This window comes from Natrinema versiforme JCM 10478, assembly GCF_000337195.1.
GTDB lineage: Archaea > Halobacteriota > Halobacteria > Halobacteriales > Natrialbaceae > Natrinema > Natrinema versiforme.
Genome location: NZ_AOID01000022.1, coordinates 17,053 through 30,036, shown reverse-complemented (window position 1 = coordinate 30,036; position 12,984 = coordinate 17,053). Strand labels below are relative to the sequence as shown.

The 12,984-nt window shown below is 64.9% G+C and carries 15 protein-coding genes; 10 read left to right on the top strand and 5 right to left on the bottom strand.

Annotation, left to right across the window (positions count from 1 at the left end; genetic code table 11):
- The first annotated feature begins 111 nt into the window (after window positions 1–111).
- From C489_RS06870 to C489_RS06860, 3 genes are all read left to right on the top strand, one after another.
- On the top strand, window positions 112–585 hold the full coding sequence (locus tag C489_RS06870; RefSeq protein WP_006430463.1) for a DUF5812 family protein: 474 nt from the start codon (window positions 112–114) through the stop codon (window positions 583–585).
- A 186-nt stretch (window positions 586–771) separates the two neighbouring features.
- Window positions 772–1,647, top strand: coding sequence for a protein translocase subunit SecF (gene secF, locus C489_RS06865; RefSeq protein WP_006430462.1), 876 nt, complete (start codon window positions 772–774; stop codon window positions 1,645–1,647).
- Window positions 1,644–3,269, top strand: coding sequence for a preprotein translocase subunit SecD (locus tag C489_RS06860; RefSeq protein ID WP_006430461.1), 1,626 nt, complete (start codon window positions 1,644–1,646; stop codon window positions 3,267–3,269). The genes secF and C489_RS06860 overlap by 4 nt, the downstream gene beginning before the upstream one ends.
- A gap of 41 nt (window positions 3,270–3,310) precedes the next feature.
- Here C489_RS06860 and C489_RS23215 read toward each other — a convergent pair whose 3' ends face one another.
- From C489_RS23215 to C489_RS06850, 3 genes are all read right to left on the bottom strand, one after another.
- Window positions 3,311–3,418 carry a DUF7563 family protein gene (locus tag C489_RS23215; protein WP_449289379.1) on the bottom strand — a complete coding sequence of 36 codons (108 nt, stop codon included), beginning with the start codon at window positions 3,416–3,418 and terminating at the stop codon, window positions 3,311–3,313.
- Window positions 3,419–3,566: 148 nt separating this feature from the next.
- The gene (locus C489_RS06855; RefSeq protein ID WP_006430460.1) at window positions 3,567–4,463 is read right to left on the bottom strand and encodes an acyltransferase; all 897 of its coding nucleotides are present in this window, start codon (window positions 4,461–4,463) and stop codon (window positions 3,567–3,569) included.
- Window positions 4,464–4,586: 123 nt separating this feature from the next.
- Window positions 4,587–4,796 carry a hypothetical protein gene (locus tag C489_RS06850; protein WP_006430459.1) on the bottom strand — a complete coding sequence of 70 codons (210 nt, stop codon included), beginning with the start codon at window positions 4,794–4,796 and terminating at the stop codon, window positions 4,587–4,589.
- A 127-nt stretch (window positions 4,797–4,923) separates the two neighbouring features.
- Between C489_RS06850 and C489_RS06845 the strand changes: the two genes are divergently transcribed.
- The 5 genes from C489_RS06845 to C489_RS06825 all read left to right on the top strand — a co-directional run bounded on the left by C489_RS06845 (window position 4,924) and on the right by C489_RS06825 (window position 8,382).
- Window positions 4,924–5,979: an aldo/keto reductase gene (locus C489_RS06845; RefSeq protein WP_006430458.1), complete on the top strand. Its 1,056-nt coding sequence runs from the start codon at window positions 4,924–4,926 to the stop codon at window positions 5,977–5,979.
- Between the two features lie 204 nt (window positions 5,980–6,183).
- A complete protein-coding gene (locus tag C489_RS06840; RefSeq protein WP_006430457.1) occupies window positions 6,184–6,318 on the top strand; it encodes a DUF7560 family zinc ribbon protein in 135 nt (44 codons plus the stop codon).
- 158 nt (window positions 6,319–6,476) lie between these two features.
- Complete coding sequence (locus tag C489_RS06835; protein ID WP_006430456.1) at window positions 6,477–7,463, top strand: bile acid:sodium symporter family protein; 987 nt, start codon at window positions 6,477–6,479, stop codon at window positions 7,461–7,463.
- Window positions 7,464–7,572: 109 nt separating this feature from the next.
- On the top strand, window positions 7,573–8,025 hold the full coding sequence (locus C489_RS06830; RefSeq protein WP_006430455.1) for an NUDIX hydrolase: 453 nt from the start codon (window positions 7,573–7,575) through the stop codon (window positions 8,023–8,025).
- Window positions 8,026–8,118: 93 nt separating this feature from the next.
- Window positions 8,119–8,382, top strand: a complete 264-nt coding sequence (locus tag C489_RS06825) for a hypothetical protein (protein WP_006430454.1) — start codon at window positions 8,119–8,121, stop codon at window positions 8,380–8,382.
- Window positions 8,383–8,413: 31 nt separating this feature from the next.
- Here the strand turns inward: C489_RS06825 and C489_RS06820 are convergent, their stop codons facing one another.
- Window positions 8,414–9,850: a DUF402 domain-containing protein gene (locus C489_RS06820; protein WP_006430453.1), complete on the bottom strand. Its 1,437-nt coding sequence runs from the start codon at window positions 9,848–9,850 to the stop codon at window positions 8,414–8,416.
- Window positions 9,847–10,224 carry a DUF7532 family protein gene (locus tag C489_RS06815; protein ID WP_006430452.1) on the bottom strand — a complete coding sequence of 126 codons (378 nt, stop codon included), beginning with the start codon at window positions 10,222–10,224 and terminating at the stop codon, window positions 9,847–9,849. Before C489_RS06815 ends, C489_RS06820 begins: the two co-directional genes overlap by 4 nt.
- 343 nt (window positions 10,225–10,567) lie before the next feature.
- Between C489_RS06815 and C489_RS06810 the strand changes: the two genes are divergently transcribed.
- Window positions 10,568–11,875 (top strand): dicarboxylate/amino acid:cation symporter, encoded by a 1,308-nt coding sequence (locus C489_RS06810; RefSeq protein ID WP_006430451.1) that lies wholly within the window; start codon window positions 10,568–10,570, stop codon window positions 11,873–11,875.
- A gap of 81 nt (window positions 11,876–11,956) precedes the next feature.
- Window positions 11,957–12,979: a PrsW family intramembrane metalloprotease gene (locus C489_RS06805; protein ID WP_006430450.1), complete on the top strand. Its 1,023-nt coding sequence runs from the start codon at window positions 11,957–11,959 to the stop codon at window positions 12,977–12,979.
- The last annotated feature ends 5 nt before the right edge of the window (window positions 12,980–12,984 follow it).

Genomic DNA, 12,984 nt, shown 5'->3' with positions numbered 1-12,984 from the left:
CCACCCTACTGTTCGGCGACTCGCATCGACCCTCGAGTTCTAACGGCTATCGAAACCGAACCGTTATCGAAAGCCGAAACCCCGAAACCGATCCCCCGCCTACGAGCGCCCATGACCGAAAAGACCGGAACCTTCGTCGTCACGCACGCCGAGGCCGAGTCGGCCGTCGTCCGCGACGCCGAGACCGCACAAGTCCACACCCTCGCGTCGAACCCCGGCCTCGAGGTCCACGACGTTCTCGAGGCGACCGTCGCACCGGAGCCGCCGCTGGAAGTCACCTGGGAAGTCATCGAGATCGAGGACAGGCGGACGATCGAACTGGTCGACAGCGACCTCGAGCCGACCACTTACGAGAAGGAACTGGCAGCCGAGGCCGAACTCGGGGACCTCGTCCAAGAGGAGCGCGCGGGAACGGGGGAACTCCACGTCTTCAGCGTCCCCGACGGCGAGGTCGAAGCCGCGGCACAAGACGTCCTCGACGACGAGGAGACCATCGCTCGAGCGGCCCGGCTCGAGGCCGTCCGTGTGGAAGTGCGCCGTTCGGCCGAAGACGGCGTGTTGAGCGTTCGGTATCTCCCGGACTGATCAGCGGGTCGGGGGCCGGCGACCAGCACGACGGCCGAGAACTGATACCCCATTAGTTGTCGCGGATCGCGACTCGCCGGACTCGAGCGGTCCCAAATCCCGGAACTGGGAGTGGCAGAGTGTGACGAACAATCACGTTTTCGAAATTGAGAAGGCTTACCTCGGGGGGCTTCGAGTAGCCGGTATATGGCGTATTTCGACGTACCGGAGATCGATTACACCCGGTACAGTAACCGCCAGCTCGCGGCGGTTCCGCTCGCGGTTCTCGCGGTTGCACTGCTCGTCCTCAGCGGCTCGTTTCTCGTGTACGGTACGCCGGTGCCGCTCGGGATGGACTTCGCCGGCGGCTCGGAGCTGACCGTCCAGACGACGACGCCGGAAGGAGACATTCCGGCAGCGTTCGACGAACAGCCCGAATCCGTCACGGGAACGAGCGGCGACAATCAGTACATCGTCCGGTTCTCCTCGACCGACGCGCAGGCGCTCGAGGATCAGGCGACGGACGGATTAGAGTCCGATGGCGACGCCCAGATCGTGCAGTCGGTCTCGTCTACGTCGGCGAGTTTCGGCCAGCAGAGCCAGCGGACGGCCATGATCGGACTCGCCGTCGCGTTCGTCGGCATGAGCGCGATCGCCTTTCTGCTCTTCCGGACGTTCGTCCCGTCGATCGCGATCGTCCTCTCGGCGTTTTCCGACCTCGTGATCCCGCTCGCGTTCATGCGACTCGCCGGCATCCCGCTCTCGCTCGGCACCGTCGCCGGCCTGCTGATGTTGATCGGATACTCCGTGGACTCGGATATTCTGTTAAATAATCATATCCTGCGCCGTAGCGGTGACTTCTATGAAAGCACGCACCGCGCGATGCGGACCGGCGTCACGATGACGGTGACGTCGATGGCTGCGATGTTCGTCATGGGCGTCGCGGCGTACCTGCTCGGCATCGATCTCCTGGCCTCGATCGGGATCATCCTGTTCGTCGGCCTCGCGACCGACCTGCTGAACACCTACATGTTGAACCTGAGCCTGCTTCGCTGGTACAAATTCGAGGGGATCCGCTCATGAACCCGATCGACGCGATCAAGAACAACTGGCGAGTCCTCCTGCTCGTGTTATTCGTCGGCTTCTCGACCGTCGCGCTCTTCATCCCGGGCGGGATCGTCGCCGACGACAGCCTCGCCGACGACAGCATCGACGACAGTCCCACCAACCTCGAGTTCGGCCTCAGCCTCGAGGGCGGGACGCGGATGCGGGCCCCGGTCGACGGGCTGACCGCCGAGGACATCGACACCGGCGCGGTCAGCGACGACGGACAGATCGACCAGGATCGACTCGACGAGGTCGACGCGACGATCCGCGAGGAACTCGATCTCGACCCGGCCGACTCCAACATCAACGTCCAGGAAGACGGGACCGTGACCGCGGAAGTGTTCGACGGGAACGTGACCGAAGCGGAGTTCGCCGCGGCGTTACAAGCGGCAGACGTCGACGCCACCGAGGACGACATTCGTCCGGGCGTCACCCAGGAGACCCGCGACAGTATCATCGAGACGCTCCAGTCGAAGATCAACGCGGCCGGGCTCTCCGGCGGGACGGCCTACGAGTCCTCGACGCTCGAGGGTGACCACTACATCGTCGTGGAAGTGCCCAACATGGGAGCCAGCGAACTCCGCGAGATCCTCTCGGATCGCGGGCAGGTCGAGGTGAGAGCCTATTATCCCGATGACAGCGGGAACCAAACCAACCAGACGAACCAGACGGTACTGACGGGCGAGGATATCGCGAACGTCGATCCGCCGGAACAGCGCCAGCGGGGGTCGGGATACGTGGTTCCGGTGCAAGTCAGCGAGGACGCCGCACCCGGCTTCCAACAGCAGATGAACGACCTCGGCTTCACCGGCGAGGGGCAGGGGCGGTGTAACCTCCGTGGAGACGGCGAGACCATCAGTTTCGACCACGAGAACGAACAGTACTGTCTGCTGACCGTCGTGGACGACGAGGTCGTCGACGCCCACAGCATGGGCCAGAGTCTCGCGACCAGTATGTCGAGCGGCAGTTGGGAGAGCAACCCGACCTTCCAGATGGGCGCACAGAACCAGCAGGACGCCCAGTCGCTCTCGGTCAACCTCCGCGCCGGGAGCCTGCGCGCTCCGCTGGACATGGACAACAATCAGGTCTACTCGATCCAGCCGTCCCACGCCGACCAGTTCAAGCAGTACTCGCTGCTGATCGGGCTGCTCTCGGTGCTCACCGTCAGCGGCGTCGTCTACTCCCGGTACACGGACACGCGCGTCGCCCTGCCGATGATCCTCACGGCGGTGGCCGAGGTCGCGATCCTGCTCGGGTTCGCCGCGCTGATACGCATGCCGCTGGATCTCTCCCACGTCGCCGGATTCATCGCCGTCGTCGGGACGGGGGTCGACGACCTCGTGATCATCGCCGACGAGGTGATGGACGAGGGCGACGTCAGTTCGGAACGGGTCTTCCAATCGCGGTTCCGCAAGGCCTTCTGGGTCATCGGGGCCGCCGCGGCGACGACGATCATCGCGCTCTCGCCGCTCGCGGTCATGAGCCTCGGCGATCTCCAAGGGTTCGCTATCATAACCATCCTTGGCGTGCTCATCGGGGTCCTCATCACCCGGCCCGCCTACGGGGACATCCTGCGGCGGCTGCTGACCGACCGGTAGCGAGTTCGGATCACCGCGTTTTCAGATCTCACCGACCGATTCTACAGTCCGTTCTGACACCGCGGACACCAGTCGACGCCACCGTCCTCACCGTGTGCGCGAGCGAAATCGTACGAAACGTGATTCCCGCAGGTCCTACAGCGTGGCATAGAAAGTCACCACGCCAACGCACTGGCGGCCGACTAATGAGCGAGCGGCCTGCACACGCAACGGCGCTGATGGGGCGTACTCGAGGACGAGTACAGAAAGATTCGACCGGCGCTCGCCAGAGCGTGGTCAGTTCGAGACGAAACGGCGCTACGGCTGTTGCAGGTCGCGCTGGAACTCGTCGAAGACCTCGAGGTCGTCGGGGAGGTCGTATTCGCGGTGGCGCTGTTCCTGTCGATTGGTGCCGGCGTCGTCGATTGGCGTGGCGGTGTCTTCCCAGCCGGGTTTGATCTTGACGCTCTTTGCGGGCATTCCGATCGCGATGTGGTGGGCAGGAATATCGTGTTGGACGATACCGCGCGCGCCGACGATGGCGTTTTCGCCGACCTTGCAGCCGGCCCGAACCATCGCGTCGTAGGTGAGCCGGACGTCGTCCTCGACGATGGTGTGGTAGTTGCGGACCTCGGTCTGGTCGACGACGTCGTGGTCGTGGCTGTAGATGTGGACGCCGTCGGAGATCGAGACGCGGTCGCCGATCGTCAGCTTCCCGCGATCGTCCAGATGGACGTCGTCGTGGATGACCGTGTTGTCCCCGATCGTGATGTTGTGGCCGTAGGTAAACGAGATGCCTTTGAAGAAGCGACAGCCGTCGCCGCAGTCCTCGAATAAGTGGTCCGCGAGCATCCGGCGGAACCGCAGCGCGAACTCGACGTTGTCCGCGATCGGCAGACTGTCGAACTGCCGCCAGAGCCACTGCAGATGTTTCGAGCGGCGGAACTGTTCTTCGTCTTTCTCGGCGTAGTACTCGCTCTCGAGGGTCGTGTTACAGGGATCGTAGCTCTGCAGGCGGACGCGTTCGGCCGCCGACACCGACTCGCCGCGCTGCCAGCGTTCGTAGGCCTCGCGGTCGCCCGAGAGATCGATCAGGACGTCCTCGACAACCGAGCAGGTGTCCTCGTCGCTCGAGAGCCGTCGATCGACCTCGTCGATGAACTCGCGCATCCCCGCTTCCGCCTCCTCGGGGAGCGACACGTACCGCTTTGTCATACCCCGAAGTATTGCCCGCCGAGTTGATAGGGGTTCGGTTGTCCGGACGCGGTTGCCGGACCCGCTGGCACGCGGGTTACCAGTTCGGTGGGTCAAGAGCAGAATTGCGCCGCGTCGTCGGTCTTATTCCCGCTTGGACTGCCACCCGGAGAGGAGCAACGCAGGCAGGGCAAGCGCGCCGATCACCAGCAGGGCCCCACCGACGACCGCGCCGATCGTGACGCGGTCGACGGGAAACGCGAGTGCCCTCGCGGCGAGGAGTCCGAGCGGAATGACAACGAGGAGGACAGCCAGTAAGAGCAGGCTGGGATTCCGGGCGCGAGGGTCGGCCATACGGAGACGTGTCAGCCACGACTCAATAACTGTTCGACTCGAGCCGGCGGCCGAACTCCCGAACCCGTTCGGGTCGCTGCTCGCGCGTTCCGCACGCCATAAGTTCCCCCGCTTCGAAGGGTCGTCCATGCAACACAGCGAACTCGGCGACTCCGGAGTCGAGGTGAGCGAGGTCGGTTTCGGCGCGTGGACCGTCGGCACCGACTGGTGGGGCGACCGCTCGGAAGACGACGCGATCGAGATGCTCCAGTACGCCGTCGATCAGGGGATCACGTACTTTGATACCGGCGACGTCTACGGCCACGGCCGCAGCGAGGAACTGGTCGGGAAAGCGCTGAGCGAGATCCGCGACGAGGTCACGATCGCGACCAAGGTCGGCTACGACTTCTACAACAACCCGCAGGCCGGCCACGGGGAGCTCCCTAAGGAGATGGACGCCGACTACCTCCGCGAGGCCGTCCACAAGAGCCTCGATCGACTCGGGCTCGAGTCCGTCGACGTGCTCCAGCTCCACAACGCCGACATCGAGGAGATCACGCCCGATATCCTCGAGTTGCTGGACGAGCTCGAGGAGGAGGGAACGATCGAGGCCACCGGACTCGCGCTCGGTCCCTCGATCGGCTGGCTCGCAGAAGGCGATCTGGCGATCGAAGAAGAGTTCGATTCGGTGCAACTCGTCTGGAACATGCTCGAACAGGAGGTCGGCGACCACTTCCTCGAGACGATCGAGCGAACGGGCTCGTCGACGAGCCTGATCCCCCGCGTCCCGCATTCGTCGGGCATCCTCAACGAGCAGGTCACCCCCGAGACCGAACTCGGCGAGGGCGACCACCGCGGGTTTCGCCCCGAGGAATGGTACGAGACCGGCTGGGAGAAACTCGAGAAACTCCGTTTCTTGGAGCGAGACGGCGAGCGGACGATGGGACAGGCATCGATCGCGTGGCTCCTGAGCCACGACCCCGTCGCGTCCGTGACGCCGACCTTCCGCACGAAGGCGGACATCGACGAGTGGGCGGCCGCCAGCGACGTGCCGAAGCTCTCCGAGGAAGAGATGAGCCGCGTTGCGGAACTCTACGCGAACGACTTCGACATCGATCGCGACGACGGCATGGACTCGCTGCGCTCGTCGGTCGACGGCGACGACATCGAGTCGGCCGGGCTCGACAAACTCGCGGCCGACTGATCCGCGCGACTCGAGGCTCGGCCCCGGCCGGGGGCCGACTCGCTCGGTGGCTGGGTTCCGGAGACGACGGCGAAACGGAGCCGAGTTGACCGCGGAGCCACCGGCCTGCCGCCGTCCCGCCTATATACGTCCCTCCATATCTGGGTACATCCCCTATCGGGACCCAGTCCGTAGGAAGAGGTGTCGAGTCCACCATCCAGACCCATGAAACCGTACGAATTCACCTGCCCGGATTGCGGCCGCAAGATCCCGGTAACCGACCCGATGCGCGAGGCGACGTTAGCCAACGGCTGTCCCGTCTGCGGGCGGTCGGTCGCGGAAACCCACTTTGCGACCTGATTCCGTCGTGACCGGTCGCCGTTCGATGCCCGACGCGGCTCGCTACGTTTTGGCGGAACTGCCGGACGAAAGCGACCTCGAGCGCGCCCGGAAGCCGTAGTATTGATATACCACACTTACCGACGGGTGAGCATGTCTCTCACTGTGGTGAGGATCGAATGAGTTGGCAACGGACGCTGGAGCGAATCGGTACGATCACGAGCAAATACTTCGTCCTCTGGGTGCTGATCGTCTCGCCGCTGGCACTCTACTCGCCCGAGACGTTCACCCCGGTCGCGCCCTATATCACCCCGCTGCTAGGCATCATCATGCTCGGCATGGGACTGACGCTGACGCCGGCGGACTTCCGGCGCATCCTCGAGCGACCGCGGGACGTCGCCATCGGGGCGGTGAGCCAGTGGCTCCTGATGCCGACGATCGCCTTCGGCCTCGTCTTCGCGCTCGGACTGCCCGAAGAGATCGGGCTCGGACTGATCATCGTCGGTGCGGCACCGGGCGGGACCGCCTCGAACGTGATGACCTACCTCGGTCGCGGCGACGTTGCGCTGTCGGTGTCGATCACTACGGTGACGACGCTCGCCGCGCCGCTGGTGATGCCGGCGTGGATCGTCCTGCTCGCGGGCGAGTCGATCACGGTCACGTTCGGCGAGATGGCCACCTCGATCGTGCAGGTCGTCTTGGTCCCGGTTATCGGCGGACTCGTCTTGCGCTACGTGCTTGATGAGTACGCGCCGACGGTCGCACAGGCCGGGCTGTCGATCTTCCCGGCGATCAGCGTGGTCGCCATCGTCGCCATCGTCGCGGCCGTCGTGGGCCTCAACGTCGAGACGATCCTCGGCGCGGGCGCGCTCGTCTTCCTCGCGGTCGTGTTGCACAACGGCCTCGGACTGGGGTCGGGCTACGCCATCGGGCACGCGACGAACATGGCCGAAGATCGGGCGCGAGCGTGCGCGTTCGAAGTCGGCCTGCAGAACAGCGGACTGGCGGTCACGCTCGCGACGGTATACTTCAGTCCCGAAGCCGCGTTGATCCCGGCGCTTTTCAGCGTCTGGCACAACGTCTCCGGCCCGGCGCTGGCGACGCTCTTTACCTATCTCGACGGCGACGCGCCCGTCACGGACGACGCACCAGTCGCCTCCGACTGACCGCTCGCGCTCGTCGATCGACCGACGAACCGATCTTTCGACCTCCTTAAGGTCATTTAATCACCTCTATGATAGGTTTTTACGTCAGAACGGTGCGTTACATTGTAACATGAAGGAGATAACGTACGTCCAGAAGGCGTGTGCCTACATCACTCGCGGGACGGGCGAGTTACTGGTCTTCGAGGGGCCGGGCCACGACGGGTTGCAGATCCCCAAGGGAACGCTCGAGGCGGGCGAATCACCGCGTGAGGCGCTGTTCAGGGAGGTCCTCGAGGAAAGCGGACTCGGGGCGTTAAACGGGACGAGCCACCTGACGACTGACATTTGGACGCGACGTGAAGGGAGACGCTACGTGCGCCACTTCTTTCACTCGACGGTCCACGAACCGCGCGACCGCTGGACCCACACCGTCACCGACGGCGGCGGGGAACACGGCTCCGAGTTCGAGTTTCGCTGGGTCCAGCCGCGGACCGCGAGGGAGTTCGCGCTCGACCTCGACGAGTACGTCGGCTTGCTCCCGACCGCGACCGGAACCGAGACGATCACGAGCCTGTCGGACTGATCGATCGCCTAACGGCAGCAGACACACGGGTCGGCACTGCGGCTTCGGTCGACAGCCAGAAGAGCTATATCGATTTCGCCGTGTTCCCGGGGTATGGCCCTCCACCGCCGGGAGTTTCTCAGCGTCACCGCGGAGGCACTCCACCCCGGAACGACCGTTCGCTACCGCTATCGAAACGGCAGTTCGCTGGCCACCGTCGTCGAACGAACCGACCGCCTCGTCACGTTCGTCGGCGAGGACTGCGACGGGACGTTCACGCACGGCCAGATCGATCGGCTGTTCGCCGACGACCGCCTCGAGATCGTCCTCAACGACCGGATTCACGCGCCGGCGGACGGCTGGTCAGAAAACGCATAGGCGACGAAACTCGGCACCCGCCTCGAGTCGGTCAATTCGAGAGCGCGCGCTCGACTGCTTCGGCCACGTCCATCGCTTTCTCGCTTAGCTCCTCGGTTACCAGGCCGTCGTCGACGGCGGCCTCGAGTTCGTCCGCGTCGACGATTTCGACCGTGCCGTCTCCCTGTCGAATCACGTCGACGTAGAGGTCGACGTACCGAACCGTGTCGGGAAAGAGTTCGACGGGGGTACAGACGTTGACGTAGGTCCCCTTCGCAGTCCCGTCGGCGGCCTTGTACGTCGTCGGATACCACCAGCGGCCCTCGCGGAACTTCGTCACGGCGACGTCGCCGGACTCCTTGGCGACGCCGAGCGCGTCGTAGCTGCCGCCGCCGCGCATGGAACGCTCGAGCGTGAGCTTCCCCTCGGGGTCCCACTCGGTGACCTCGCCGCGACCCAGCGAGATGAGCCGGCCGTCGGGTTTGCCGTGGCCGATCTCGAGGCGGTCGCCCTTCGTCGGGCCGAACTGTCGGGTGACCGCGGCAAAGGGGAACTCGCCGTCGGCCGCGCCGTCCGCCCCCATCGAACCGCAGACCGCTTCGGCGAAGTCGACCGCCGCGCTCGCGGCCCGATCGGCGGCCTTCGACCGGTGGTGGCCCGGCATCGTCGTCTCGACCCGCCGGCGGACGCCGTCCAGCGCGAACCGGGTCTCGCGGCCGAACCAGCACCACTCGGTCCGACGGGGTGTGGCGAGCAGTCCCGGCTCGCCGGGGTCGTCCGGCGCGTCGGCGAGCGCGTCCTCGAGCGTCCGCACTCGACTTACGGCGTCCTCGAGCGCGGTGCCCATCGCCTCGAGGTCGGCGTCTGTCGCGGCGTGTTGCCAGCGCAGTCCCCACCCGTCGGGCACGTCGACCGAGAGCAGGTCGGTCATACCGACCAGTTCCTCCGCGCGCTCGCCGCGCAGCGCCGCCGAGACGCCGGTCCGGTCCTTCGAGAGCGTACAGAGCCCGCCCTGGACCTCGAGCGTCGGCCGGACGAGCGGTCGGTCGTCGTCCCACGGGGGCGCGGGGTCGTGGACCTGCACCCGGAACCGGTCGCCGTCGTCGACGTAGCCGTCCGCGTCGTCGTAGTTGAGATAGCCGCGGCGGCCGTCGCCGAGGTCGACCACCGCGCCGCTGCCGCCGGCTGCCTCGAGCACCGCCGCGTCGAAGACCGCGCCGCGAGGGACGTCGTCGTCCCAGCGGAAGGCGTCGATCGCGAGGGTCTCGAGTTCGCCGGCGACCGTCTCGACCGCATCGGGGTCGCCCGAAATTTCGACCCCCTGGCGGTCGCGGGTCGTCTCGATCGTCACGTCCGCCGGTGCGGCCTCGAACGACTGGTCGAACCGCTCTCGAATCGGCTCGGAGGCCTGGACGACCTCGTACCCGGCTTCGCTCAGCAGTTGCGTGACGGCCGTCGTGTAGATGCCCCGGACTCGAGCCGTCGTCATCGCAGGATATCGCGGTCGGCGGCGAACCGCACCCGATCGTTGATCGTCGGCCCGAGGGAGAGTTCGACGTAGTCCTCGTCTAAAATCCGGCCGTCCTCGACGGAGACGCCCCACGTCTCGAAGCGGAGCCAGCCGCGCATCTCGTCGGCGTGAGTCGTCAGATCCGCGTAGTCGACCTCGTGCTCCGGATAGTCGGCACTCGAGTGGGCCATCTCCATGTCGGAGTAGACGGTGTCGTGGTCGGCGAAGAACTCCTCGAGTGCGGCCGCGTCCTCGGCGACGGCCTCGACGACCGCCTCCGAGGCGGCCCGGAGATCGTCGGTCTCGAGGCCGACGTCGCGAAGCGCCTGCTGGGTTCGCTGGTCGAAATGCATACCCGTGGGTTGGGCCGGGAGGCCTTTGATAATTCCGAGTCCGCGCCGTCTATCGAAGTGATCGGTTCTCGTGAGCCCGTGATAGTCGAGCCGGCCGCATTTTGTCGCCGTCCTAGAAACGGTGGAGGGGTGCTGTCAGAATCCCAGTCAGCCCGCGATCGAGTGAGTGGGACGTTCCGTTCGTACAGGATCTCCGCCTCCAACGTTAATTCCTATACAAATAGTAGCAAATATACCTAAATAATATAGAATGTAAATACTCACCACCATACCCGTATATACCAATCGAATGATTCGGTATCGGTGTTTTTATTGGCCGTGTGTTTCGACATAGGGTGTAGAAATGGTAATACGGAATGCCTACGACCGGTATCGATCCGTTCCGATTATTTACCGCATCGGTGTCGCATTCGTTCTTGGCTCACTCTTCGGCCTGGCGGCCGGGGAACCGGCGACGCGGCTCGAGCCGCTCGGCGATCTCTTCGTCCGGCTGCTACAGATGATCGTGATTCCGATCATCGTCTTCACGCTGCTTATGGGTGCCAGACGGCTCTCGCCGTCGAACCTCGGGAAGATCGGCGGGCAGGTAGTTGCGCTGTATCTGCTCACGACTGCAATCGCGATCGGTATCGGGTTGTTCGTCGCGAATCTGATCAATCCCGGGACCGGGCTCGAAGTGGCCGACGCGAGCGTCGAGACCAAAGAGGCTCCCGACATCGTCGAGGTCTTCATGAACATCGTGCCGACGAACCCGATTGGGGCGATGGCGAACGGGGACGTCCTCCCGACGATTTTCTTCACGATCGTGTTCGGACTCGCGCTGGCCTATCTACAAGACGAGTACGACGTCAGCTCGGCCGTCCACGAGGGCACCGAAACGATATTCGAACTCGCGGAGACCGGCGCGGAAGCGATGTTCAAGGTCGTCTGGGGCGTCATGGAGTACGGGGTGATCGGCGTCTTCGCCCTGATGGCGACAACGTTCGGTAACGCGGGGGTCGACGCGATCGCGCCGTTCGCCAAACTCATCGGCGCGCTCGCGATTGCAGTCGGACTCCACATCGGCATCACCTACCTGCTGATCATCCAGTGGGGGCTGCTCCGGGAGTCTCCGGTCGATTTCCTCCGTGGCAGCAAGGAAGCGATGGTGACCGCGCTCTCGATCCGCTCCTCTAGCGGGACGCTCCCGGTCACCATGAACGACGCCGACGAGAACTTCGGTGTCGACGAGGAGATCTACAGCTTCTCGCTGCCGCTGGGCGCGACGATCAACATGGACGGGACGGCGATGTATCAGGGCGTCGCGGCGGTCTTCGCTGCCAACATGGTCGGACAGACCCTGACCATCGGCGAACAGCTCACCGTCGTCACGACGGCCCTCCTCGCGAGCGTCGGCACCGCTGGCGTTCCCGGGAGTGGACTGATAATGCTCACGATGGTCCTCACGCAACTCGGCCTCCCGCTCGAGGTCGTCGGAATGGTGGCGGGCGTCGATCCGATCCTCGACCGCCTGCGAACGATGAACAACGTGACCGGCGACTTGGCCGTCACGACGCTCGTTGCCGGCTGGAACGACAAGATCGACCGCACGGCTACCGTCTGGTCGGCGGCGGATATCCCGGACTCGGCATCGAGTGCGGACGACGACTGAGTGCGGCCGTCGGACACTGAACGGGTACTGTCCGTCGCCGGTTGCCGAACCTATACCGGGCCGGCGCGTATACACACGGCCATGCAGCGCAGGCGCGACCCGGTCGAACGAGCGGAGGAGCGACGCAGCGATGGATCGAAGGATCTCTACGATGTCTCGACGTGGGAACCGCGATCGATTACGGATCTGTTCGCGTACACGCTCTACAACGCGGTCAGCTACGGGTTCCGGGCGATCGTGCTGTTGATCGCGATCGCGATCACGCTCTCCCTGCTCGTCTCGCCGGCCGCACTCGTCCTCGAGGACCCGTTCCTCGCCGGCTTCTTCGCGCTGTCGGTCGTCCCGGCGGGGCTGCTCGCGGCCTATATCTGGTACGCCGACATCACGACGAGCGAACCACTGCGACTGCTGGTCGTGACCTTTCTGCTCGCGATCCTGTTCGCGACGTTTGCCGCGGTCGTCAACTCAATCACGCGGCCGCTGTTCGGCGTCGGGTTCCTCGGTAGCCTCCTCTTTTTCTACCTGATCGTCGGCCCTATCGAGGAGACCGTAAAGCTACTCGCCGTACAGGTGTTCGCCTATCGGAGCGACAGTTTCGACGCGGTCATCGACGGCGCGGTCTACGGGGCCGTGGCCGGACTCGGCTTCGCGGCCATCGAGAACGCGATCTACATCGGCCGCGTCGTCGGCGAGGCGGATCCCGAAGCGGGCGCGCTCGCCACTGCGGGCGGAATCGCCACGGTTCGGGCGCTGGCCGGTCCCGGTCACGTCATCTACTCCGCGATCGCGGGCTACTACCTCGGGCTGGCGAAGTTCAACCGCGAGTACGCCGGCCCGATCGTCCTCAAGGGGCTGCTCGTCGCCGCCTTCGTCCACGGGACGTACAACGTCACGGTCGGGATCGCGCCCGAGATCATCACCAGTTTCCTCCCGATCGGCACCGGCCTCGCCTTCGTCGGCTACGTGATCGTCTACGACCTCGCGATTGGCTACTACCTCTACCGGAAGATCGCTCGCTACCGCCGGACCTATCAATCGGTCACGAACGACGTCGACGGCGATTCGCGGCCGGAACTGACCGAGTTCGACCCGCCCCAGCGCTGACGGAA

Bases quoted from the DNA above. Each gene is read 5' to 3' on its own strand.
- C489_RS06870 (WP_006430463.1), top strand. From the start codon at position 112: ATGACCGAAAAGACCGGAACCTTCGTCGTCACGCACGCCGAGGCCGAG.
- secF (WP_006430462.1), top strand. From the start codon at position 772: ATGGCGTATTTCGACGTACCGGAGATCGATTACACCCGGTACAGTAAC.
- C489_RS06860 (WP_006430461.1), top strand. From the start codon at position 1,644: ATGAACCCGATCGACGCGATCAAGAACAACTGGCGAGTCCTCCTGCTC.
- C489_RS23215 (WP_449289379.1), bottom strand. From the start codon at position 3,418: ATGCCACGCTGTAGGACCTGCGGGAATCACGTTTCGTACGATTTCGCT.
- C489_RS06855 (WP_006430460.1), bottom strand. From the start codon at position 4,463: ATGACAAAGCGGTACGTGTCGCTCCCCGAGGAGGCGGAAGCGGGGATG.
- C489_RS06850 (WP_006430459.1), bottom strand. From the start codon at position 4,796: ATGGCCGACCCTCGCGCCCGGAATCCCAGCCTGCTCTTACTGGCTGTC.
- C489_RS06845 (WP_006430458.1), top strand. From the start codon at position 4,924: ATGCAACACAGCGAACTCGGCGACTCCGGAGTCGAGGTGAGCGAGGTC.
- C489_RS06840 (WP_006430457.1), top strand. From the start codon at position 6,184: ATGAAACCGTACGAATTCACCTGCCCGGATTGCGGCCGCAAGATCCCG.
- C489_RS06835 (WP_006430456.1), top strand. From the start codon at position 6,477: ATGAGTTGGCAACGGACGCTGGAGCGAATCGGTACGATCACGAGCAAA.
- C489_RS06830 (WP_006430455.1), top strand. From the start codon at position 7,573: ATGAAGGAGATAACGTACGTCCAGAAGGCGTGTGCCTACATCACTCGC.
- C489_RS06825 (WP_006430454.1), top strand. From the start codon at position 8,119: ATGGCCCTCCACCGCCGGGAGTTTCTCAGCGTCACCGCGGAGGCACTC.
- C489_RS06820 (WP_006430453.1), bottom strand. From the start codon at position 9,850: ATGACGACGGCTCGAGTCCGGGGCATCTACACGACGGCCGTCACGCAA.
- C489_RS06815 (WP_006430452.1), bottom strand. From the start codon at position 10,224: ATGCATTTCGACCAGCGAACCCAGCAGGCGCTTCGCGACGTCGGCCTC.
- C489_RS06810 (WP_006430451.1), top strand. From the start codon at position 10,568: ATGGTAATACGGAATGCCTACGACCGGTATCGATCCGTTCCGATTATT.
- C489_RS06805 (WP_006430450.1), top strand. From the start codon at position 11,957: ATGCAGCGCAGGCGCGACCCGGTCGAACGAGCGGAGGAGCGACGCAGC.